Origin of the sequence: Hyphomonas adhaerens MHS-3, from assembly GCF_000685235.1 — a bacterium.
Lineage (GTDB): Bacteria > Pseudomonadota > Alphaproteobacteria > Caulobacterales > Hyphomonadaceae > Hyphomonas > Hyphomonas adhaerens.
In genome coordinates this window covers 282,414-304,889 of sequence record NZ_ARYH01000001.1, presented here as the reverse complement: position 1 = coordinate 304,889, position 22,476 = coordinate 282,414, and the positions used below count along the sequence as shown (strand labels likewise).

General features: G+C 62.6%; 23 protein-coding genes. 11 read left to right on the top strand and 12 right to left on the bottom strand.

Features of this window, described 5'->3' with window-relative positions:
- Positions 1-2: 2 nt before the first annotated feature.
- From HAD_RS01420 to HAD_RS01400, 5 genes are all read right to left on the bottom strand, one after another.
- Positions 3-704, bottom strand: a complete 702-nt coding sequence (locus tag HAD_RS01420; RefSeq protein WP_035568893.1) for a DUF4336 domain-containing protein — start codon at positions 702-704, stop codon at positions 3-5.
- Positions 704-1,615, bottom strand: a complete 912-nt coding sequence (locus tag HAD_RS01415; RefSeq protein ID WP_035568890.1) for an alpha/beta fold hydrolase — start codon at positions 1,613-1,615, stop codon at positions 704-706. The genes HAD_RS01420 and HAD_RS01415 overlap by 1 nt, the downstream gene beginning before the upstream one ends.
- A gap of 47 nt (positions 1,616-1,662) precedes the next feature.
- Positions 1,663-2,589 carry an alpha/beta fold hydrolase gene (locus HAD_RS01410; RefSeq protein WP_035568888.1) on the bottom strand — a complete coding sequence of 309 codons (927 nt, stop codon included), beginning with the start codon at positions 2,587-2,589 and terminating at the stop codon, positions 1,663-1,665.
- Positions 2,590-2,680: 91 nt separating this feature from the next.
- Positions 2,681-3,166, bottom strand: a complete 486-nt coding sequence (locus tag HAD_RS01405; protein WP_035568886.1) for a DUF2165 family protein — start codon at positions 3,164-3,166, stop codon at positions 2,681-2,683.
- Positions 3,167-3,245: 79 nt separating this feature from the next.
- Positions 3,246-4,427, bottom strand: coding sequence for a vWA domain-containing protein (locus HAD_RS01400; RefSeq protein ID WP_035568884.1), 1,182 nt, complete (start codon positions 4,425-4,427; stop codon positions 3,246-3,248).
- A gap of 123 nt (positions 4,428-4,550) precedes the next feature.
- Between HAD_RS01400 and HAD_RS01395 the strand changes: the two genes are divergently transcribed.
- Both HAD_RS01395 and HAD_RS01390 read left to right on the top strand, forming a co-directional pair.
- Positions 4,551-5,297, top strand: a complete 747-nt coding sequence (locus tag HAD_RS01395; protein ID WP_035568883.1) for a hypothetical protein — start codon at positions 4,551-4,553, stop codon at positions 5,295-5,297.
- Positions 5,298-5,342: 45 nt separating this feature from the next.
- Complete coding sequence (locus HAD_RS01390) at positions 5,343-6,128, top strand: DUF2270 domain-containing protein (RefSeq protein ID WP_084331730.1); 786 nt, start codon at positions 5,343-5,345, stop codon at positions 6,126-6,128.
- A gap of 6 nt (positions 6,129-6,134) precedes the next feature.
- Here HAD_RS01390 and HAD_RS01385 read toward each other — a convergent pair whose 3' ends face one another.
- Both HAD_RS01385 and HAD_RS01380 read right to left on the bottom strand, forming a co-directional pair.
- On the bottom strand, positions 6,135-7,241 hold the full coding sequence (locus HAD_RS01385) for a helix-turn-helix transcriptional regulator (protein WP_035568882.1): 1,107 nt from the start codon (positions 7,239-7,241) through the stop codon (positions 6,135-6,137).
- A gap of 97 nt (positions 7,242-7,338) precedes the next feature.
- Complete coding sequence (locus tag HAD_RS01380) at positions 7,339-8,214, bottom strand: AAA family ATPase (protein ID WP_035568880.1); 876 nt, start codon at positions 8,212-8,214, stop codon at positions 7,339-7,341.
- 401 nt (positions 8,215-8,615) lie between these two features.
- Here HAD_RS01380 and flbT point away from each other — a divergent pair, with 401 nt between their 5' ends.
- The 3 genes from flbT to HAD_RS01365 are packed head-to-tail and all read left to right on the top strand — an operon-like array spanning position 8,616 to position 9,974.
- Entirely contained in the window at positions 8,616-9,002 is a 387-nt protein-coding gene (flbT, locus tag HAD_RS01375) for a flagellar biosynthesis repressor FlbT (RefSeq protein WP_035568878.1), read from the top strand.
- 17 nt (positions 9,003-9,019) lie between these two features.
- A complete protein-coding gene (locus HAD_RS01370) occupies positions 9,020-9,313 on the top strand; it encodes a hypothetical protein (protein ID WP_156942120.1) in 294 nt (97 codons plus the stop codon).
- A gap of 10 nt (positions 9,314-9,323) precedes the next feature.
- Positions 9,324-9,974 (top strand): MarC family protein, encoded by a 651-nt coding sequence (locus HAD_RS01365; RefSeq protein WP_035568875.1) that lies wholly within the window; start codon positions 9,324-9,326, stop codon positions 9,972-9,974.
- A 15-nt stretch (positions 9,975-9,989) separates the two neighbouring features.
- Here the strand turns inward: HAD_RS01365 and HAD_RS01360 are convergent, their stop codons facing one another.
- Positions 9,990-11,258: a hypothetical protein gene (locus HAD_RS01360; protein ID WP_156942119.1), complete on the bottom strand. Its 1,269-nt coding sequence runs from the start codon at positions 11,256-11,258 to the stop codon at positions 9,990-9,992.
- Positions 11,259-11,518: 260 nt separating this feature from the next.
- Here HAD_RS01360 and dksA point away from each other — a divergent pair, with 260 nt between their 5' ends.
- Positions 11,519-11,935, top strand: coding sequence for an RNA polymerase-binding protein DksA (gene dksA / locus HAD_RS01355; protein ID WP_035568873.1), 417 nt, complete (start codon positions 11,519-11,521; stop codon positions 11,933-11,935).
- Between the two features lie 359 nt (positions 11,936-12,294).
- Positions 12,295-13,398 carry a FliM/FliN family flagellar motor switch protein gene (locus HAD_RS01350; protein ID WP_035568871.1) on the top strand — a complete coding sequence of 368 codons (1,104 nt, stop codon included), beginning with the start codon at positions 12,295-12,297 and terminating at the stop codon, positions 13,396-13,398.
- A gap of 12 nt (positions 13,399-13,410) precedes the next feature.
- Here the strand turns inward: HAD_RS01350 and HAD_RS01345 are convergent, their stop codons facing one another.
- Positions 13,411-15,315, bottom strand: coding sequence for a DUF885 domain-containing protein (locus HAD_RS01345; RefSeq protein ID WP_035568870.1), 1,905 nt, complete (start codon positions 15,313-15,315; stop codon positions 13,411-13,413).
- Between the two features lie 192 nt (positions 15,316-15,507).
- On the opposite strand from HAD_RS01345, the gene HAD_RS01340 reads away from it, so the two are divergent.
- Together HAD_RS01340 and HAD_RS01335 are read left to right on the top strand one after the other, a co-directional pair.
- Positions 15,508-18,093 carry a response regulator gene (locus tag HAD_RS01340; RefSeq protein WP_084331729.1) on the top strand — a complete coding sequence of 862 codons (2,586 nt, stop codon included), beginning with the start codon at positions 15,508-15,510 and terminating at the stop codon, positions 18,091-18,093.
- Between the two features lie 26 nt (positions 18,094-18,119).
- Positions 18,120-18,587 carry an SAM-dependent methyltransferase gene (locus HAD_RS01335; RefSeq protein WP_035568869.1) on the top strand — a complete coding sequence of 156 codons (468 nt, stop codon included), beginning with the start codon at positions 18,120-18,122 and terminating at the stop codon, positions 18,585-18,587.
- A gap of 73 nt (positions 18,588-18,660) precedes the next feature.
- Here HAD_RS01335 and HAD_RS01330 read toward each other — a convergent pair whose 3' ends face one another.
- From HAD_RS01330 to HAD_RS01320, 3 genes are all read right to left on the bottom strand, one after another.
- Positions 18,661-19,044 carry a hypothetical protein gene (locus HAD_RS01330; RefSeq protein ID WP_035568868.1) on the bottom strand — a complete coding sequence of 128 codons (384 nt, stop codon included), beginning with the start codon at positions 19,042-19,044 and terminating at the stop codon, positions 18,661-18,663.
- A gap of 200 nt (positions 19,045-19,244) precedes the next feature.
- Complete coding sequence (locus HAD_RS01325; protein ID WP_035568867.1) at positions 19,245-19,979, bottom strand: alpha/beta fold hydrolase; 735 nt, start codon at positions 19,977-19,979, stop codon at positions 19,245-19,247.
- Between the two features lie 3 nt (positions 19,980-19,982).
- Positions 19,983-20,897 (bottom strand): 5'-nucleotidase, lipoprotein e(P4) family, encoded by a 915-nt coding sequence (locus tag HAD_RS01320; RefSeq protein WP_035568866.1) that lies wholly within the window; start codon positions 20,895-20,897, stop codon positions 19,983-19,985.
- Positions 20,898-21,039: 142 nt separating this feature from the next.
- On the opposite strand from HAD_RS01320, the gene HAD_RS01315 reads away from it, so the two are divergent.
- Complete coding sequence (locus HAD_RS01315; RefSeq protein WP_035568865.1) at positions 21,040-22,029, top strand: NAD(P)H-dependent flavin oxidoreductase; 990 nt, start codon at positions 21,040-21,042, stop codon at positions 22,027-22,029.
- A 4-nt stretch (positions 22,030-22,033) separates the two neighbouring features.
- Positions 22,034-22,468 (top strand): hypothetical protein, encoded by a 435-nt coding sequence (locus HAD_RS01310; RefSeq protein WP_035568864.1) that lies wholly within the window; start codon positions 22,034-22,036, stop codon positions 22,466-22,468.
- Positions 22,469-22,476 lie beyond the last annotated feature (8 nt).

The window sequence follows — 22,476 nt, the reverse complement described above, 5'->3', positions numbered from 1 at the left end:
AGTCAGCGGATGAGCCAGGCGAAGGCCTGGCGCAGGAAAGCCTCGCCGCCCGTCTTTACCCATTCACCATGCGCCATGATGATCCTGTCGGGATGGGTGGCAGCGACTTTTTCAAACGCCGCGCGGGCGGGTTTGCGGTTGGTAAAACTGAGGCGCCATTCGAGCGGGGCAAAGCCCTTGCCGACGACGATACCCCAGGGCTTTGCCAGAAAACCCTTCCAGCCTTTCCAGTAGCGCTTCAGGAAGTCGTCGCTGAAATGTTCCGACAGGTCGGCAAAAATGGCCGTCCGGGTCGGCCGGTGGACGAACGCAATTTCGTCCATGAAAAAGGAGCCGCGGAACCAGGCCTGTTCGAAAACGCCTTGCCAGTCTTCCGGCGGGACGTCTTCCAGCGCAGGCTCAAACGGCAGGTCACTCCGTTTGCGGATCGTGGAGGCAGGCCCCCAGAGTTTCGCTTCGGGATAGGCGGCATGCCATTCGGTGAGGTAGAGGTGGTGGATCTTGTTCGGGCTGACGAGGTGGCCGACCGGCCCCAGCGCGTCTGTTTCCGCCTTCAGTTCAGGCGTCAACGCTACCGGGGACCAGACCCAGAGTTTCCCATCCGGCAGGCGCACGATGATCGATCGCGTGGGATAGGGGAACCCATGAAAGTCGACGACCGGGCCTTCGGTCAGCCACAGGTCTGTGTCCACCGCCTCCAGCATCAGGCCGGTCCTGATGGCGCCGTCTGCCCAAGAAAGGGCACAATGCGGTTCAGCAGGACGGGCATGACAGCTTCCGGCAGGTCATGGCCCCATTTCTCGATGATGTCGATTTTCGCACCGGGCACACGCCGGGCAATGTCCTGTCCGGCCGCGGGGAGGATCAGGTTATCCACTTCACCGTGCAGGACGAGCGTCGGCACATCGAGTTCGCCAAGGCGCTCATGCCAACGTGGCTGGGCCAGGATGGCGGCATATTGCCGGGCGACCCCCATTGGCCGATCCGACCGCTGCATGGCCGCGATGGCATTGGCGCGGATCTCGTCATCGGGTGTACGGACGTCCGGATGCGAGCCATAGGCCGCGCGGCCCTTCACGGCGAGGTCGGCGATGGCTTCGGGCGTTCTTTCTTCCGGCACGGCCGTCAGGGCGGCGGTGGCTTCAGGTGTGGACGGCGGCAGGGCCGGGTCACCGGAAGTTGTCATCACCGGGATCAGGGAACGCACCCGCTCAGGATGGTTCAGCGCCATCAGCTGCACAATCATGCCGCCCATGGAAACACCCATCACGTCTGCCTTGTCTGCGCCGAGCGCGTCGATCAGTGCGGCGGCATCGGCGGCCATGTCATCCAGCAGGTAGGGCACTTTTTCGTGCATCGGCTCACCCGCGGCGATCCCCTTTACGATATCGCGGGGGGATGGGGGCACCTGGCCGTCAAACTCGGTGGTCAGTCCGATATCGCGATTGTCGAAAATCACGACCCGGCGGCCGGCATCCGTCAGGCCCTGGATCAGGCTCTCCGGCCAATTGATCATCTGGCTCGAAAAACCCATGACGAGGAGCATGAGCGGATCGTCCTCCGATCCGAACGCCTCATATTCGATGTCGATGCCGTTGGCCTGAATTTTCGCCATGGTGTTCCTCCGATGTGTTTTGTTTCTTTATGACAGGTTTTGCGCGCTCATGCAGTTGCCGCCTTCGATGTTCGTTCGAGAAACGGCAGGATGCGGTTCAGCAGATCCGGAACGACCGCCTCCGGCAGGTCATGTCCCCACTTGTCGATGATCTCGATTTCCGCCCCTGGAATTCGCCGGGCGATATCGCGTCCGGCTTCGGGGGGGATCAGCCGATCCATGGCGCCGTGCAGCACCAATGTCGGCTGTTCGACAGACCCGAGCCGGTCGTGCCAGCGCGGCTGGGCCAGCAGGGCGGCAAACTGACGGGCGAGGCCGAGGGGCCGGTTGGCGCGCTGCAAGTCGGCAATCGCGCCGGCACGGAGGTCTTCATCCGGTGCGCGCAGGTCCGGGTGAGACCCGATGGCGTGATAGGTCCTGACCGCCAGGTCGCCGATGGCTTCCAGCGTTTCACTTTCGGGTTCGGCCGTCAGGGCTTCCAGGGCCTCCGGTTCGGACGGTGGCAGGTCCGGGTCTCCGGATGTGGTCATGACCGGCATCAATGTGCGTACACGTTCGGGATGGTTCAGCGCCATCAGCTGCACGATCATGCCCCCCATCGACAAGCCGAGCACGTCGGCTTGTTCCGCGCCCAGTGCCTCGATCAGGGCGGCCGCATCAGCCGCCATATCGTCCAGCACGTAAGGGACGCGTTCATGCACCGGCTGGCCTTCGGCGGCGCCTTGCATCAGGTCTTCCATGGGTGGGGGAACGCGGTCTTCCAGCGCAGGATCGTCGATCGCCAGGGTCAGGCCGATATCCCGATTGTCGAAGACAACCACACGCCGGCCGGTATCGGCCAGCGCCTGCTTGAAACGATCTGGCCACTCCGTCATCTGGCCCATATAGCCGGAAACCAGCAGGATCATCGGATCGTCAGGTGAACCGGTCTCCTCATATTCGATTTCAAGACCGTTCGCCCTGATACGCGGCATCGCTGTCTCCTTCCGGAAGTTGATTCCGGCTCACACTAGGAGCCATGGCGCAAACCACAAGCGTGCCATTCGGGATTGAGGGGAATGTTTCTCAGTCGTCCTTCTGATTGACGAAGATCATGATCAGCGCGCTGGCTGCGAGGTACATGAAAGCCCCTTCGAAGGAGCCTACACCTACCTGACCCTGCCACATCTGGAACAGGGCCGCGCCAAAGACCTGGAAGATGCCGAACCAGACAATCAGCGCGGTGCAGCAGCCTGCAATTGCCCAGGTCTTGGAGGCATTAAACGCCCCCGCATCTCCGCTGGCCTGCTTCCACATATCGAACGCGCCTTTGAAACAGAGCAGGCCGACCAGCAATTCCCCGGTCATGATACCGATCAGGGCCAGCTTGATCAGCAGGGGCGAGGTGATCGCCGGAATGACAGGGTTGGGATAGGCTGGGCTATCGGCCTGAGCCAGAACCGCGCCAACGGCCATCTGGGCATATTCCCAGTTCACGGCATTCGAGATGAAGTAGAACAGGCCCTGAAGCCCGACGAGGACAATCAGGGCGATTTTGAAATAGCGGATCATTTTTCCCTCCGAAACACGGTTCGCCCGCGCACATCCCGTGCGTCAGGCCGTTCGCGAGTTTCGGGGAGGAAATGGAGCTTTAGCGGCTCAGTTCTTTCATGGCTTCGTCCAGACCGCCCAGCGTCAGTTCGAACATGCGCTGCGGGCCGATCAGCTCACGGATCAGTTTGATCGATCCGGTATATTCCCATGCGCCTTCCTTGACCGGGTTCAGCCAGACAAGATTCGGATAGCGCTCGACGAAGCGTTGGATCCACAGGCCACCGGCTTCATCGTTCCAGTGTTCCACGGAGCCACCGGCATAGGTTATTTCGTAAGGGCTCATCGTCGCGTCGCCGACAATGATCACCTTGTAGTCCGACGGGTACTTGTTCAGCACATCCCAGGTGGGGATGCGGTTGTTCATGCGCCGGCGGTTGTCCTTCCACAGGCCTTCATAGGGGCAGTTGTGGAAGTAATAGTATTCGAGGTTCTTGATCTCGGACCGGGCAGCGGAGAACAGCTCCTCCATCACGCGGACATAAGGGTCCATGGATCCGCCGACATCCAGCAGCAGCAGGACCGACACCGTGTTGCGCTTTTCCGGGCGCATCTCGATGTCGAGATAGCCTTTGCGTGCGGTGTTGTTGATGGTGCCGTCCAGGTCCAGTTCGTCCGGCGCGCCCTTGCGGGCCCATTTGCGCAGGCGCTTCATGGCCACTTTGATATTGCGGGTGCCGAGCTCGATGCTGTCGTCGTAATTCTTGAATTCGCGCTTGTCCCAGACCTTCACGGCGCGCCGGTGGCGGGATTTCTCCTGCCCGATGCGTACACCTTCCGGATTGTAGCCATTGGCGCCGAAGGGGGAGGTGCCGCCTGTGCCGATCCACTTGTTGCCGCCTTCGTGGCGCTTTTTCTGTTCCTCGAGGCGCTCCTTGAGCGTCTCCATGAGTTTCTCGAAGCCGCCCATGGCCTCGATCTCGTCCTTTTCCTCCTGGGTGAGGAATTTCTCGGTCATCTTGCGCAGCCATTCCTCGGGGATGTCCTGCACATCGACCGCGTCCGCCAGGGAATCGAGCCCCTTGAAGACGTGGGAGAAGACCTTGTCGAACTTGTCGATATTCCGTTCGTCTTTCACCAGCGCTGCGCGGGAGAGATAGTAGAAGTCCTCGACATCCATATCGATGACCTTCTCGTCCATTGCCTCCATCAGCATCAGGTATTCCTTCAGCGTGACGGGCACTTTGGCTTCGCGCAATTCGTTGAAGAAGTTGAGGAACATGGGAACGTCTCGCTTTTAGCTTGTCACAAACATAGCCCGGCTGCTGCCCGCTGTCCAAGCTGACGTCACGCTAACTGTCCGCTCATCCTGTGTTCAGCTTGAAGCCGGTAACTATGTATCGGCATGATGCGTGTCTTTTTCCTGTCCCTATCCCTGCTGACCGCCGGGCCGGCTGCTGTGGCTGACCCTGGCTGCGTGCCGGGGCAGGACGAGAAAAAGTGCATGATTCAGGCGATCTGGGAGGCGGCCGCGGGGTTTCCGGCCGACAAACGGGACCGCCTGAAACCCATTTTCCTGAATACGGTTGCGCTGAGTGGGGACGCAGCGCTGCTCGCGGATTGGGAGGGACGGCTTGGCGGCGAGGCAGCGCCCGAGCCTGAATATCCCGACTATGTCCGCGAGCGGGCGGAGGCCGAGCTGCGGGAAGCTGATTGGAATCACTTCCTGCAGCAGGCCCAGGCCGGGCTTCCGCCCTTTAATATCGGCCGGCCGGAACTGATGGCGGCTGGCGCACGCCTTGCGCCGGATGTGGCCACGCGCCAGCGCGTGATCGAGGCCATGTTTGCGCTGGCCGGCCCGCCACAGCCGGGCGCCAGACCGCTTGAGAACTTCGAGCGGGGGGATTTCGGCCATGTGCTCAGCGAACTGGCGATGGAAAACTGCAACCTCGCTGCGTTCGACCGGGCCGTGCAGCTGACGGTCGAGCCCGACGGATTGCGCTATGCCTTCTGGCGGGCCCGGATCACGGGCGGCGCTGCAGCTTTGGCGGCGCGCGTCCGCACGGAATCCGACCGGCAGGACACCCGTCATGTCCGCGAAGCGCTGGAAGGCTATGGGGCAATTCTTCAGCGAGGCTACTGTCCGGCTTGATCCGGCGGCCTTTTTGGGAGTAGGCGGGGGCAAGGAAGCGCCTGCATGACCGAATTTGACGACAGAGATGATGTGGCATTGGCCACACCAACCGATGGTGACCCTGACGGCGATCCGCCATCGGGTATTTCCGGCAACAAGGAAGTCGGCGCGATCGCGCACCTCTACCGGGCCGAAGTCTATCGTTCGACCGTATGGCGCCAGCGTCTGGACCAGACCACCAACTGGGCGGTGATCTCAACCGGTATCGGCCTGTCCGCCGCGTTTGCGTCAGAGCGTGCCTCGCCGTTCCCGATCGTGCTGGTCGGCGCCCTTTGCATCATGTTCCTGATGCTGGAGGCGCGGCGCTACCGTTTCTTCTATGTCTGGCGGTTCCGGGCGCGCGTGCTGGAAATTGCCTTCTATGTGCCCATGCTGCGCGGCGAGGGGGCACGGATTCCGCTCGACCGAGGCACGGCCCTGTCAGATGACTATGTCAAACCGCAATACAGAATCTCGATGATCCGGTCGGTGGGTCGGCGCCTGCGCCGCAATTATGGCTGGATCTTCACGATCCTCGGCGCAGCCTATTTCGCCAAGATCGCCATTCATCCGACCGATGTGGACAATTTTGCCCACTTCGTGCGCCGCGCACATATCGGACCGATCCCGGGTTGGCTGGCGCTGATCTGCGGCGTCGCTTTCCATATAGGCTGGATCACGCTTGCCTGGAAAACCTGGTGGGATGAGCGCACCGACAAGACGAAGATGGCCGACTTCCTGAAAAGCCGCGAAGACGTCAACTTCCGCCCGCCCACCAAAGGCGTCACGCCGATGAAGGCTGACGATTAGCCTGGGTCAGCGCCCGGCGAACAAGGACTGTACCTTCGCAGCCAGTTCGGATTGGCGGTTTGTGTCCATCTTTCCAAGCGCGGATTTCAGGAAGCTGCGAAAGGTCGACAGTTTTACGCCCATCCGGTCAGCGGCATCGCCAGGCCCCATGCCCTCAGCAACGAGAATAGCCGTTTCTGCTTCCCTCGGAGTCAGGCCGTAAGCGGTTGAGAGTATCGTTGCCGCTTCTGCAGGCAGGGTCGCTTCTGGAAGGGTGAACGTAATGATCGCCAAGTGCCTCTCGGCGCCGCCGCCGGCCATGCTGCGCGCGTCTTCCGAAAGCCCGCTGTCCAGCCGGGCGACGCGGACAATCATGGGCGCTGCGCGATCGCGCACTTTCAGGGGATAAGCCGCGGGAATACCGCGGGCGACCGTGACTGCAAGTGAATGGTGGAGGGCATCGCTGATGGCCTTGTTGTGTGCAATCAGGCGGCCCTGCCAGCTTCCCAGGTCGTGGTTATCGGACAGCAGTTTTTCGGCAGAAGCGTTCATCGCCACTATACGGAACGACGGATCAACGATGAAGGCGCTACCCGGAATGTGATCTATGGCCTGGGCCAGCAGTTTGCTGTGGTTCTTCAGGCCTCCGAACACCTGTTGCAGGCTGAGGCTTCGCTTCAGATGAGGCGCCAGGTACAACATTTTCTCGAAATCAGAGGTCTGGAAAATGTCCTGCGACCGGGACCTGTAGAGCGAAATACTCGCTGTGATTTCCGGCGTATCCATTACACGGACACTGAGACCGTCATACGTATCCGCGGCTTCCAGAACATGGTGGCGATAGTCTGCCGGGATGTCGGAATAGGCGCACATCTGGTGTCCGGACAGGACGGTTTCAGACGTCCTGACAAGGAATTGCTGCATCCAGATATCGTTATGCCAGAGCTCTTGATTGTAAGCGTCAGCTGAGTCCGGGCTGACATTGCTCTGCATCAGGAAATAGCGGTCCGGTTCAGCAATGACGAGCGCAGAAGCATGCGACGTGAACTCGTCCTGAAGGCGGGCGGCCAATTTGGCCAAGCGCCCCCTGTCCGTCACGGTCTCGTAGATTTCACCCACCAGATCATCAAGCATGACCCGTTTCTTATAACAGTAGAAACGTTATCCCGGCCAGAGGGAAGCCCGAATGGCCCAGGATGGCACTTGAGAGATAATCCGGTGCGTTGAACGCTTAGCCTGCCGGGCCGCGGCGGCCGCCGCCCGGGCCGTCCTGGCGGCGGGCGAGGAAGGCGAGGCGTTCGAAGAGCGCGATGTCCTGCTCGTTTTTCAGGAGGGCACCGTGCAGCGGCGGGGTGAGCCGCTCCGGGTCCTTTTCGCGCAGGGTTTCGAGGTCGATATCCTCGTTCATCAGCAGCTTCAGCCAGTCCAGCAGCTCGCTGGTCGACGGCTTCTTCTTCACGCCCGGCAGTTCGCGCATGGCGTAGAAGGTCGTCAGGGCGTCCTTCACCAGCTTCTGCTTGATGCCCGGATAGTGGACATCGATGATTTCCTGCATCGTTTCTTCGTCCGGGAACTTGATGAAGTGGAAGAAGCAGCGGCGCAGGAAGGCGTCCGGCAGCTCTTTTTCATTGTTGGACGTGATGATCACGATCGGGCGCTGGTGCGCTTTCACCGTTTCGTCGGTTTCGTAGACATAGAACTCCATCCGGTCGAGCTCCTGCAGGAGGTCGTTCGGGAATTCGATATCGGCCTTGTCGATTTCGTCGATCAGCAGCACAGGGCGTTTTTCGGCGGTGAACGCCTCCCACAGCTTGCCCTTCTTGATGTAGTTTTTCACATCCTTGGCGCGCTCTTCGCCCATCTGGCCGTCACGCAGGCGGGACACGGCGTCATACTCGTAAAGGCCCTGGTTGGCCTTCGTGGTGGACTTGATGTGCCATTCGATCAGCTCGCAGCCGAGCGCCTTGGCGACCTCGATGGCCAGAACCGTCTTGCCGGTGCCGGGCTCGCCTTTGACGAGCAGTGGACGCTCCAGTGCAATGGCGGCGTTGACGGCCACGCGCAGGTCGTCAGTTGCCACATAGTCTTCAGTGCCTTCGAAACGCATGGGTGCCCCGTCCTTAATCTGTCTTTCCCCCACAATAAGGAGTGCCCTGACGGGGGCAAGCTCTGACGTGGCGGGAGGTGCATTCCGCACCGCAGCACGGGTTTCATTATCGGCCTCTGGCAGACTGTGGTAAACAGTAACGGCCATGCGCACGACCGCAGTGTCTCATGCTTCAGCGGAGTGCCGCACCGGTCCGGGCAGGTTTGACCCGGCGGGTCGGGACAGGCCCGGGCCGATGCAGGACTTGTGATCCAGAACCCTGCCAGGGAACGCGCGCATGGCACCTTTTCCGTCAGACTTGCCGGGCTGTCCCGCCGACGTAGAAAGTTCGTGAACCGGCAATCAAGCGTTAACGCCTTCCTGCGATTCTTTGCGAAATTCGCCGCATTGGATCTGAAACCATGCCTTTGAAACTGTCGCTCAAGCCAGGTGAAACGTTCGTCGTGAACGGTGCCGTCGTGCGCAATGGCGACCGCCGGGGTGTGTTGTTGCTGGAAAATCAGGCCCGGGTCCTGCGCGAGAAAGACATCCTGCATCCGCGTGATGCGACGACCCCGGCGGCGCGCGCCTATTTCAGCGTGATGCAGATGTACCTGCTCGGGGAAGCGGATGGGCCAACCTATTCACAGGCCGCCGAGGCGCTTGCTGCGTTGCTGGCTGCCAGCGAAAACGAGGAGTCCCGCGCGGCTGTGCTCGACATTTCCGCCGATGTGGCCTGTTCCAATCTTTACCGTGCCCTCAGCCGGTGCCGGCGTTTGCTGGCTGACGGCGCCGGGGCGGCGGCCTGATGCCGGGCGGTTTCGCGATGCGCGCACACACCGCTCCGGAGACCACGCCGCTGGGCCTGGATGACGCCATTCGCCAGCTGGAAGCCGGGGAAGGGCAGGACATCTGCGTCGATCTCGGCGAAGGACGCCTTGCGCGGGCGGACGGGCCTCGCGGGTCCGAAGGCCTGCTACAGCGCCTGCGCGGTCACAAGATGATGCTCGCACTGGCCTCCGGCGCCGCTGACCTGTCGCACTTCACGGCCAGCCCCGGCTCTTTGACGATTGCACCGGGCGTGCAGGAAATCCTCGACGCAACCACCCAGAGGGATTAGAGCGCCGCGCATGAGCGCAGAACTTATCTCCCTGTTTACGGCAACGTTTGTCACTTTCTTCGTCCTGATCGACTCTCTGGGCGTGGCGCCCATGTTCGCGACGCTGACAGCGCGCGGCGATGCTGCCTATCGCCGGCAAATGGCGGTCAAGTCGATCTTTGTGGCGGCTGTGATCATCTTTGCCTTTGCCTTCGGCGGCGCCTGGCTGATGGATGCAATGCATATCTCCATCGATGCGTTCCGGGCCGCGGGCGGGGTTCTGCTGTTCCTGATCGCGCTCGACATGGTGTTTGAAAAGCGTACCGAGCGGCGCGAGCACCGGACAGAAGAACACCTCGGCCAGCACGTGACAGATCCGGAGCCCGACGATGTGTCTGTCTTTCCGCTCGGCATTCCGATGATCGCCGGCCCGGGATCCATCGCAACGGCGATGTTCTATATGTCCGACACGGACAACTGGATGGAGAAGGGGGTCATTCTCTCAGCCATCGGCCTGAACCTGCTGCTGACACTGATCATCTTCCTGATGGCCGGTCCGCTTGTGCGGTTTCTGGGCGCGAGTGTGGCGGGGGCGTTGACCCGGATTCTCGGCGTTGTGCTGGCGGCCTTGTCGATCCAGCTCCTGATCGACGGGATCAAGGGCGCGTTCAATCTCGGTTGACCGGGTGAGCCGGGGTCAGGCGCCCATCGGCTCCAGTTTCTTCTTTTTCCGGATATTCCGGCGGAAGGTCGACCAGGTCACGAAGATCAGGGCGAGGCCTGCCGCCGTCATGCCCATCACCTGCAGCACCATCTGAATCGTCCAGCGAACGCCCGTATCGGCAATGCGCAAGGCGCCGGCCCCGGATTGTTTGACGAGGGCGACGGCCCGGTCGCCCCCAGCCTCGGCAATCAGGCGGACGCGGCGCAGGTCCGCGGAATCTTCCAACTGCTCGATCAGCGTCACGGCAGCAGCGGGGCTGGTCAGAAGACCGATCCGGTCGATCTGTTCGAGGTCGGTTTCCAGACGCTGCAGGCCGCGCGCATCAATGGAGTCGATAAAGGCCGCCTTTACGCGTTCGGTACGTACGTCGATCGTGGTGAGTTCCCCGAGCGCGGTTTCGAGGGCCGGGCGCAGGTCGCTGTCGGGCAGGGCGGCATTTACGCGGGCAGAGAGATAATCCTGGAAGTCATCGGTCAGGCGCCTTGAACGCAGGGCGGACTTCAGGATCGAGGCGGCGCGGATATTCGCGTCAGACAGGCCATCGGCGGTCTCTGCTTCCAGCAGGCCGATGGCTGTGATTTTGAGGGCGACCTCATCTATCCGGTCGCCGCGCACCCAGCGTTCCGAGTTCTCGGCCAGATCCTGGAAGGTCCCCAGCAGGCGGAACCGGGATTCCGTTGCAGCCCGTTCCGAGGAGACCTCGACTTCGGGGCCGGCAAGGGGGGCGTCGGCGGCATCGATGACGGGCGTTTCGACGAGGCCGGACTGGACGTCCACCACCCGTTCGGACACCTGCGCTTCTTCGTATTTCAGGCTGATCGCGGTGGGCAGCTTGCGCAGGGCTGCGGCCGTCAGCCGGTCGTCGGCGCGGTCGAGCCGTTCCGCGTCGGCGGCGACCATCAGTTCCTTCACATCCTTGCGGTCCAGCATCTGCGGGGCGGCGAGCAGAAAGCCGTGAGCGGCGGCGACATCGCGCTGGCTGAGCTCCCGGTCGACGACGTCATACCAGAACTCGTAACGGTCCGATGGATTGCGCGGCGCAAAGGAGGCGAAGGCTTCGTCCATGTTTTTCCGGGTCTGGTCGATCGCCTCGATTCCGGGAGAATCAGAGAAGGCGGAGCCCGAAAAAGCTGCGCCCAGCACCTGCGCGCCGATGACGGGAAGCAGGATGAGCATGGAGTTAAAAACGACAGCCTGCATCCAGCCCGAGGTTTTTTCAGTGCTTTTCCGGCGTCGGGCCATGAACGCTGAAACCGTTGTAAAAGCTGTACGATGGGCGAGCTTTCATAGAGCGCGTGGGGGCATGAAAGATCAAGTCCCGGCCTGCATATTGCAGTGCATAGGCTCGATTGGGCCATGCAGCACTGGTCACAATTTAACGATAATTCGGGGGTATTGGCTCACACGCCTGAAAAGGTGGACGAAATTAACACAGTTTTGCCGATTGCGATGAATCGCCTGCGGCTTTATATCCCGGCCAAGTTTGTATGAGGTGTCCTGCGATGAGTGTCGAAATTGCAGAAGACTATCGTCCCTCGGATGACGAGGAATTCATGAACGAATTGCAGCTGGCCTACTTCCGCCGGCTGCTTGAGAACTGGAAAGCCGATATCCTGGACGGCGCCAAGCAGACCATTACGAATCTGCAGGACGAGTCCGGATCGCTCCCCGATATCGTCGACCGGGCGTCGGCGGAAAGCGACAAGGCGCTGGAACTGCGCACCCGCGACCGCCAGCGCAAGCTGATCTCCAAGATCGACGCGGCCCTGCGCCGGATCGAAGACGGCTCTTACGGTTTCTGCGAAGTGACGGGTGAGCCGATCGGCCTGCGCAGGCTGGAAGCCCGCCCGACCGCGACGCTGAGCCTGGAAGCCCAGGAGCGTCACGAGCGCAAGGAACGCACGCTGCGCGACGACTGAGGCGAAAAACCTGTTCCTGAAATTATTTGCGGCGGCGTCTCCAATGGAGGCGCCGCCGCTTTTTATTATCATCCCAACGCCACGGCTAATTCATCCCAACGCCACGGCGCGTTATCGTCTCCGCGGCCGCCTGTTCCGCGGTGAATTGACAATGACAGCAAGGTCCAAACGATCTGTTACATCTTGGTAATCAAGGTCTTAACGCTGAAGCCTTATGTTTAACAGCAAGTGCCGTCTTGTTAGGATCAAGGCGACTCGCCCGGCTGTCTGACAGGCATTGACCCGGCCCGGGAATTCCAATTCCTAACCGTCCGTTAACCCTCACCGCTGCAAAAGTAACCATTACGGAAGCGCGCCGCATGAAGTCAGACCTCCCTCTTGCCGCCGATGACGGCTGGGACATGTCACCTCGCCGGGAATCCAAGGTGATGGTCGACATGCCGACTTCGTTCGAGCCGCTTTCACCGAACAGGCCCCTGCCATCCGCACGCGGTGTGCTGAGCCCGGCGGAGATCGAAGCCCTGCTTCGCCCGGACCTTTCGGACCTGCCGGATACCCCGGCACCGCCTGAACCTGAAACCATCACGGACAAGCCCCTGCCGGACGTGGAGACATCCGCACCCGGCGCAGAGTCCGGGCGTCAGGCCATGGCCAGCCCGACCACGGATATTCCGGTCACGGCACGGCGTCTGGCGTCCCGCCTGTCACTGGGCCTGCGCAAGGGATGCGGTCTGCGCGCCGCCGCTGCAGCCCGGTCTGTGCGCGAAGGCGACTTCGACTCCGGTCTCACCGGCGACATGGCCGGGCAGGGGACGGCGATTGCCTGTTTTGCCGTGGGCGAGGGGGAAGTGGATGCGATGCTGGTCCTGTCGCCAGAGCTCGCAAATGCCCTGATTGAAACAGCTTGCGGCGGTGGCGGCCTGCCGGGCGATTGGGCGCCGCGCGAGCTGACACCGCTCGACAGCGCGCTGCTCGAAGGCCTCGTCCGGCCGCTTGGCCATGCCATCGCGCCGGGCCTCAGCTTTGCCGGCATGGAGACGGAGGCCGACTTTGCCGCGGCCCTCGCCCGTCCGGGCACAGCGGAAATCATAGACTTTGAAATCCGGGTCGATGGCGGGCGTCATGCGGCGCGCCTGATCCTGTCGGAAGAGATCGCGGAGCAGACGGCGCCGGAGGTTTTGCCCGCGCCGCGCGCCGTAGCCGAAACTGCGCCGGCCGGAGAGGCGCCGCCGCCTCCCGTGACCGTGCTGCTGACCGCGCGGGTTGCATCGCTCAGTGTACCGCTTTCGCGCCTGTCGGACCTGACAGCCGGGTCCACGCTGCTTCTGGGCGTGCCCGCTGACCAGCCGGTGGAATTACTCTCCGGCGGGCGGGACGGGCCGGTTGTGGCGGAAGCCCAGATCGGGCGAAAAGGCAACAAAATGGCGCTCAGGATCTCGCGCCGATTGCCGGGCTTCCGTTAATCTTTCCGGTGCCTATTCGGCCGCCTTGGTCTCTGTGATCCAGTCATCGACATTCTCTTCAAGAATATCCAGCGGCACGGCGCCGTCTTTCAGCACGACATCGTGGAAATCGCGAATATCGAACTTGTCGCCAAGCTCGGCTTTCGCCTTCTCACGCAGTTCGACGATCTTGTTCATGCCGATCTTGTAGGCCGTGGCCTGTCCCGGCATCACGATATAGCGCTCGATCGCCTTCCGGGCGTCGCCTTCCGGATTGGGCGTATTGTCCAACAGGTACTGGATCGCCTGTTCGCGGGTCCAGTGCTGGTCGTGGATGCCTGTGTCGACGACGAGGCGGGCTGCGCGCCAGATCTCCATGGCGAGCCGGCCGAAATCGTCATACGGGTCACTGTAGTAGCCCATCTCCTTGGGCAGGTATTCCGAATAGAGACCCCAGCCTTCTGAGAAGGCGGTGAAGCCGCCATATTTGCGGAATTTTGGCACGCCGGTCAGTTCCTGTGCGATGGCGATCTGCATGTGGTGGCCGGGAATGCCTTCATGGAAGGCCAGAGCCTGCATCTGATAGGTCGGCATGTCCTGCATGCGATAGAGGTTCGCATAATAGGTGCCCGGCCGGCTGCCGTCGGGAGCAGGGCGGGAGTAGAAGGCCTTGCCGGCGGACTTTTCGCGGAACGGCTCAACCGCTTTGACGATCAGATCGGCTTTGGGGAAGGTGTTGAACACGTTCGGCAGGTCTTCGCGCATCTGGTCGATCCAGCCGGTCGCCTCGTCCAGGTATTCGGTTTTGCCCTCTGGCGTATTCGGCTTGAAGAATTGCGGATCGGTGCGGGTAAAGTCGAAGAACTCCTTCAGGCTGCCTTCGAAGCCGACCTGTTTCATGATCCCGCGCATTTCGTCATGAATGCGCGCCACTTCGGCAAGACCCAGATTGTGGATCTCTTCGGCCGTCATGTCCGTGGTTGTGTAGTCGGCGAGGCGTGAGGCGTAATAGGCGTCGCCGTCCGGCAACTTCCAGGCGCCATCATCGGTGGTCGCGGTTTTCGCCTGCTCGCCAAGCTCTGCAATGGCGGCCTTATAGGCCGGGCCGACCGAATTGGTCAGAGCGTCCGTCGCCTCATCCAGCAACTGGTCAGCCTCTGCCTGAGTGATCGTACCGTTCTCGACGAGGCCCGTGACCTTCTTGCGGAAATCGCCCATCAGCGGGCTGTCCTTGCCGCTGTCATCGAAGGGGGCGCCAGTGATCACGCCCTGCGCGTCGGAGAGGACGTATTTGTAGACGAAGGCAGGCGGCTGGATGCCGTCAGCCAGCGCAATCCGCGCGTTTTCGAGGTTCTGTTCCAGATAGGCCGGGACGCCGTTGAGGCGGGAAATATAGGCCTCCGCATCGGATTTGGAGGTGATCTGGTGCTGGTTGATCAGGAAGGCCGGAATTTCCGCCTGAACGCCGTTCATCTGGTCGAAGACATAGCCATGGTGGAGGTATTTGTAGTCCTCCTCGGCCTGCTTCAGGTTCATCTCGGCGATGCGCCAGGAGATTTTCGCCTGGTGGTCCAGCAGGTCAGGATTGAAGCTGGTCTCCATTTCGGCGACGTCAGCGCGCAGGATCTCCAGTTCCTTCAGCGCATTGGCATCGGAGACATCGTCCCACTCGCCATAATTGTCCTTGATGCCGAGATAGGTCTGCGTGATCGGGCTGCGGGAGATCGTTTCGGCGAATTTCTGGTCGAACCATTCATTGAGCCGGGCAGATTCCGCCGCGATGTCTTCGGCGCTCGGCGTTTCTGGGGACGCGACAGCCTCCATGGCCGCCGCTTCGGTGCCTGCAGCAGGCACTGCAGCCTCCTCATTCATGGCGCAGCCAGCGGTAGCAATCAGCAGGGCAAGCGCCGAGGACCGGGCAATCAGGACAGGTTTCATGGGGTACTCCAGTTAAGCGGGAATCTGTAATCTTGACGGGTAGTCTTAACGCTTTTTTCGCTTTCGTTAACCTTTGCCGCCTATCTCTCTGTAGACTAGGATTCATATAGGCTGAGTCGGCTTGCCGACCCGGCCGGACTGTATTGCCCGGCGCATTTGTTTTGTCAGCCGGTGGCGGGAGTGAAAAGCAGCATGGACACCAATACCCGGATGCATGAGAGCCCGCCGGATGAGGTCGAAACGACCGAGGGCGCAGGTCTGGATTTGTCGCGCGCCCGGATCGACGTGATGCAGCTCATGTTCTGGGGCTGCCTGCTGATTTCCATCGCGGCGGCCAGTGTGGCACTGGCCTGGCCGAAGGCCTCCGGCGCACCGGGGCCGATCCTGCTGATCGCCATGGGGTCGGGCGGCCTGGTCTTCCTGCTTTGGACGGTCCGCGGCGCAGGCCGCATGCTGGGACTCTTCCCGGAAAAGGGCTCTGCCATCCGCGCTGCGCAGGCCAGCCAGCCGCGCTTCGGCTGGATCGAAGCGCTGGACGAGAGCGTCCTGATCGCTGACCAGGGCGGCGCCCCGGTTGCCGCGAACACCGCTTACAAGGATCTCACCACGATGGCGCTGATGGTCAGCCAGGGCGACAATGGCCCGGTGACCGTGGACCGTCTGTTCGGCGCGAGCCCGGGGCTTGCGGCGCCGGTCTACCGCCTGTCCAAGGACGCCAAAGCCGGCATGGCCCGCCGCGAAGTGCTGCCGCCGATCACGATCGGCCCGGAGCAGGTGCCCGCCCAATACGAGATTTCCGTCTCCCCGCTGCCGCGCGGCAAGGTGCTCTGGCGTATCCGCCCGATTGCGGGCGAGCGCGAGGCGACCGGCGCTGCGGACCTGAAATCGCTCTATGTCGAAGACGCGCCGATGGGCTTCTTCGCTGCCCGTCCGGACGGCACGATCACCTATGCGAACTCCTGGCTGCGCGACACGCTCGGCCTGCCTGAGTCGGCGCGCAATGTCCGCATCGACGACATCATGCGTCCGGAATTCGTGAAGATGCTGTCGCGCGACCGCAAGACCGGCCTGCCGGGCCGGGTCGATGTCCAGATCCGCGGCCGGGACGGGATCGAGATCCCGGTTCATGCCATCACGACCTGGTCGGGCCGCGGCGCGGAAGCGGCCGGCCGGACAATCCTGCTGCCAAGCGCGCAGATGCTGAATGGCGGCGAAGAGCGTTTCGCCCTCACCGGCTCGCGCCCGCCGCGTCCGGATGGCGACCCGATGTTCGACGACGCGCCCTTCGGCGCGGTCCGCCTGCAGGGCGAAAGCGTGCAGAGCGCGATCATCCTCGATGCCAACCGCGCGCTGATGGAGATGACGGACGGCCAGGCGGCCCCCGGCGGCCAGTTCGCGGCGATGTTCCAGGCGGAAGAGGGCGAGGATACGCTCTCCAGCAGTCTGGTGGACGCCATCGACAAGCCGGTCGGCCTCAAACTGGCCGGCAAGGATCCGCGCCACGTCAATGTCTTCGTTGCCCTGGATGGCAATGGCCGCCCGTCGGTTGCCTATATCATGGACATCACCGACCAGCGCCAGCTGGAGATCCGCCTGGCGCATGGCGAGAAGATGCAGGCCATCGGCCAGCTCGCCGGCGGTGTTGCGCACGACTTCAACAACGTGCTGCAGGGCATCATCCTCAACAATGAGGAGCTGATGGTGCGCCACCCGCTGGGCGATCCGTCCTATTCGAACCTTCAGTCCATCAACGAATTCGCGATGCGGGCGAAGGAACTGGTGAAGATGCTGCTGGCCTATGCGCGCCAGCAGACCTTCAAGCGCGAGATCTTCGCCGTGCCGGACTTCCTCAGCGAGTTCTCCATCCTGCTGCGCCAGCTGCTGGACGAGCGGATCGAGCTGGAGGTCAAGCATGGCCGCGATGTGCCGCACATCAAGGCCGACAAGAACCAGCTGGAAAACGCGATCCTCAACCTCGCCACCAATGCGCGCGATGCGATGCTGAGCCACGACAATGGCGGCAAGCTGACGATCCGTACCGCGCGGACCACCGGCGCCGATGCCCATGCCAAGGGCTTCAAGTTCGTCGAGGATGGCGAGTACATGCTGATCGAGGTGGAAGACACCGGCCACGGCATGTCGAAAGACGTCATGGAAAAGATCTTCCAGCCCTTCTTCACCACCAAGGAAGCCGGTGTCGGCACGGGCCTGGGCCTGGCCACAGTTTACGGCATCATCAAACAGTCCGGCGGCTATGTCTGCACGACGTCCGCTGTCGGCAAGGGCACCACATTCCACATCTATCTGCCTGCCCTGAAGGCAGAGGAAGTACCGGTTCCGGTCGAGCCGACGGCCGCCGACAAGGCCACCGTCCGCCCGATGGACATTTCCGGACGCGGACGGATCCTCCTGATCGAGGACGAGGATGGCGTGCGCGGCATTGCGGCGTCCCTGCTGCGCTCGCGCGGGTATGAGGTCGAGGAGGCCTGCGATGGCGAAGAAGCCATGGAAATCCTCGAAGACAATCCGAACAGTTTCGACCTCGTCATTTCCGACGTGGTCATGCCGGGCAAGGACGGGCCGACCCTGATCCGCGAGGCGAAAGACCTGCTGGGCCATGCCCGCGTGATCTTCATCTCCGGCTATGCCGAGCGCGACATCGCCCAGCAGCTGGACGACGACCGCGCGGTCTCCTTCCTGCCGAAACCGTTCACCGTCCGGCAGCTGGCCGAGCGGGTGAAACAGGAACTCGGCAGCCCCAGCAAGGAAGCCGCCTGAAAGTCTGCCGAGGAGGAGAGGGTGACATGAACAAGCTGATCACCCTCCGCCCGATCGGTACGGTTTCTTCCACGCGCGACACGCCCATCGACGATGACTGGGATGCCATCCCGGCCCATATCGATCTCGATGCGGACCAATTCACCGCCGAGGCCCTGATGGGCCTCGATGCGTTTTCCCACTGCGAAATCATCTTCCTGTTCGACCGGGTGCCCGACGAGAAGATCGAGACCGGCGCGCGCCACCCGCGCGGCCGGGAAGACTGGCCCCGCATCGGCATCTTCGCCCAGCGTGGCAAGAACCGGCCGAACCGGATCGGCCTGACCACCTGCCGCATCGTCTCGGTCGAGGGCCTGCGCCTGACGCTGACCGGCCTCGACGCCATCGACGGCACGCCGGTTCTGGACATCAAGCCCGTCATGTCCGGCTTTGCCCCGCGCGGCGATTTCCATGAGCCGGACTGGTCAAAGGAAATCATGGCGGGCTACTGGTAGCGTTTCCGCCAGCACCTGCGGCGCCTGTGAAGGCGCTTTGCGGGGGAGCTGGGTTTTCGGGTTTTCTGCAAATTCAGGTTTCCGGCAGGGGCAAGTCCTGCGTTCGCGGGCGGGCTGACATTGGCTGGCGCATGGGCGCCGCAAGCACGGGAACCCCGGCGGGCACCTGCAGGCTGGCGTAGTCTGGCGCCGCAGCGCGGCCATCGCAGGCGGCGGCGAGACGGTCATTGAAATAGGGGGACGGCGTCAGCGCGCGGCGTTCCGTCTTCTGCGACGGCATCCAGTCAATCGATGTCAGGAAGACGCGGCCGTTCGGCGACACGCTCCAATGATATTGCACGCCGCTTCCATAGGCCGCCCGCACCGCGGCGCGGAGCAGCAGCACCTGGCACCAGATCAGGGGCCAGAAAAAGACAAGATGGGCCGGGAATCCGGCAGGCGGATGCAACAGTGACATGTGCGCGAATATACATCCGGACACAGAGGTGTCGGATAAGTTTGTTTTTGCGGCAATGAGGACGGCAGGTTCACTCCTGCCAGCTGGTGGATAAGCGTCCCACTTGCGTCTTCCCCGACCGCCAGGGGACGAAATCCGTCTACGCCATGATCAGGCATGACCAATCATGACCATACCGGACTATAGGCGACGATACCGGATCAGCCCTTCGCCCAGAGGGCTGTCAGGACCTCTGCGAACTGTTCTGCCCGGTCGGCGCAGGCCCAGTGGCCGGTGCCTTTTTCGACATGCAGGGGCACGTTGTGCGCCTTCGAGAAGCGCTCGGCGACGGAGAGGTCCACGAAGGGATCGGTCTCGCCCCAGAAGAGCTGTCCGGGGGAGGGCAGGTTCGCAAGGTCGCTGACCCACGGTCCGGAGAAGCGCAGGCCGATGGCGGAGCGGTAGAGCTTCAGGATCGACTGGCGCATCGTCTTGTCGATCAGCGGCACTTCTTCCTTCGCGAGGCTTGCGGGCATGCCGCCCTGGATGAGGGTCGCTTCCAGGCGCGGCTTGTTGCGCATGTTCAGCATGACGAATTCGCCGAGCAGGGGCGTCGCCCACATCTTCGCTGTCCGGTGGCCGCGATACTCCGGGTCGATCACGGCATTGGTGACGCACCAGGTGCGGATCAGGTCCGGCCGCACGCTGGCGATACGCTGGGACAGGAGCGCGCCCCAGTCATGGCCGACCAGGTCGATCTTCTGGTCCAGCTTCTCGATTTCCGCGATCAGATAGTCGACATAGGCGTCCTTGGTGCAGGCAAAGCCTTTCGGCACCGGCGTGCCAAAGCCCGGCAGGGCGGGGGCGAAATAGTCTGCTGGCTGAAGGCCGAGCGCGGCGATCAGCGGCTTCCAGAGATGCGGCGTGTCCGGCACGCCATGAATGAAGACCTTCATCGCCTATTCCTCCGCTTTTGGGGGCGCCCAGTCCGTGCTTTCGGGGAAGACCTCATCCATCGTGCCCGCAAGCGAGGGGCCGTAGACCGGGTTCGGCAGGATGAACCAGCCATTGCCCCACATCTGGTCGAAGGCCGGGGCGGCGGTCAGGGCCTTGCGCTCCGGCGGGGTGAGGGCGTCGTCATTGAAGATGTCGGCAATGTCGCCCAGCTGGTCACCGGCGAGGGCGATGACGCAGTACGTGTCAGAGATCATGTAGCGGCGCCCGTCCTTGCCGCTGCCGCCGGGGGCGTCGCCGCGCAGGTACAGGGTCTGGCCATGGGCGAACTCGCCGAGGCCCGCGGCCTTCAGCGTGTCGGCAGAGCCCTGGACGTTGGTGTTGGACCGGTTCGTGTTGACGATGATCTCCACCCCGGCATTGCGGATGCGTTTGAACGCGTCCTTTACGCCCGGAATGGCGACGGCCTTGCCTGCGCCGGTTTTCTCCCACTGGTCCCAGATGGCGGGGTCGAAGCCGACGCCCGACCGGGTGAAATATCCCATCGAGCCGAGATTCCAGATCAGCGTTTCGTCGGCATCGAAGACGGCGGCGAGCGGCTGGTCGGCATCGCAGGCGAGGAAGTCGGCGGTTTCGGCCGTGGCGCCGTCTTCCGTCACCGGGGCGAGCACGACGCTGGTGTTCGGGCGGCTCGCGGCTTTCGCTTCGACATAGGCGGCGATGGCGTTCCAGTCCTGCTTCAGGGCGATACGGGCCTCGGCCGACCCGTAGAGCCATTGCTGGCCTTGTGTCGGCGCGGCCGGCGGGGCCACGGTTTCGATCACTTCAACGGTGGTGGTTTCCGTCGGGGCAGGGGCCACCGGTGCGGTCTGACAGGCGGCAAGAAGGGCGACAGTGCTGAGCAGAATGTGATGTTTCATACCCACTGTCTCCTTCAATCCTGCGGAGAAGTCTATCTCGGGATCGCGACAACTGGCCCGGAAGGTTCCCTTTCGTCACTCTTGCCGGGGCGCCAGCGTTCGGCCAAGGATACGGGCAAACCGTGACCGGAGGAGACATTCCATGAAGACCAAGCTCACCGAAATGCTGGGTATCGAGCGTCCGATCGTGCAGGGCGGCATGCACTATGTCGGCTTTGCCGAAATGGCCGCAGCCGTGTCCAATGCCGGCGGCCTCGGCATCATCACCGCGCTGACCCAGAAGACCCCGGCCGATCTGGCCAACGAGATCGCCCGCTGCAAGGACATGACCGACAAGCCGTTCGGCGTGAACATCACTTTCCTGCCATCGACCACGCCGCCGGATTACCCGGCCATCGTCGAGGCCGTGATCAAGGGCGGCGTCAAAGTCGTGGAAACCGCGGGCAACAACCCGTCCTCCGTGCTGCCGCACCTTCAGGGCGCCGGCATCAAGGTGATCCACAAATGTACTGCTGTGCGCCACGCGCTGAAGGCCCAGTCGATCGGCTGTGATGCCGTTTCGGTCGATGGCTTCGAATGCGGCGGCCACCCGGGCGAGGATGACGTGCCGAACTTCATCCTGCTGCCGCGCGCCGCTGACGAACTGGAAATCCCGTTCATCTCCTCCGGCGGCATGGCCGATGGCCGCTCGCTGGTCGCCTCGCTCGCCATGGGCGCGCAGGGCATGAACATGGGCACGCGCTTCATCGCCACGAAGGAAGCCCCGGTGCACGAGAACGTGAAACAGGCGATCGTCGCGGCGAGCGAGCTGGACACGCGCCTCGTCATGCGTCCGCTGCGCAACACCGAGCGTGTGCTGAACAATGCCGGCGTCGAGCGTCTCCTGGAGAAGGAGAAGGAACTTGGAACCAACATCAAGTTCGAGGACATCATCGCCGAAGTCGCCGGTGTCTATCCGAAGATCATGGTGGAAGGCGAAATGGATGCCGGGGCGTGGAGCTGCGGCATGGTCGCGGGCCTGATCCACGACATCCCGACCGTTCAGGAACTGATGGACCGGATCATGGCCGAGGCTGAAGACATCATCTCCAACCAGATGATGGGCATGCTTGGCGGCAAGGTTCCGGCCTGATCTCATGGGGTGGGGAAATCTGAAGCTTTCCGCGGGCCTGCTGGCCGGGCTGATCCTGTCAGCCTGCGCCAGCGCGCCGGCGGAACCGGCTGTGCAGCCGCTTGAGCTGTGCCAGCAGATGTCCGCGGGCGATACGAGCATGTCAGAGCGGCTGGCCTGGGACGGGGCAGACCTCGGTGATTTCTGCGCCTGTTTCGTCACCATCGAAGCCGGTCTCGACGAGGAAACGCGCCTTCAGACTTTCGCGCTGATGCGCAAGGTGATCGAGATGCGGGAGGGCACCGGCCGCTCGACCGAAGATGTGGCCGAATTGCTGGAAGATGACCGCGACGGCAGCCTTTACGGGATTCCGGAAGGCGCCCTGAAGCAGGGCGCTCAGCCGATTGAGGATTCGCTGTCACGGGCGCGCCACGACCCGCAGAGTTGCCGAGCGTCCTAGATCCGGCT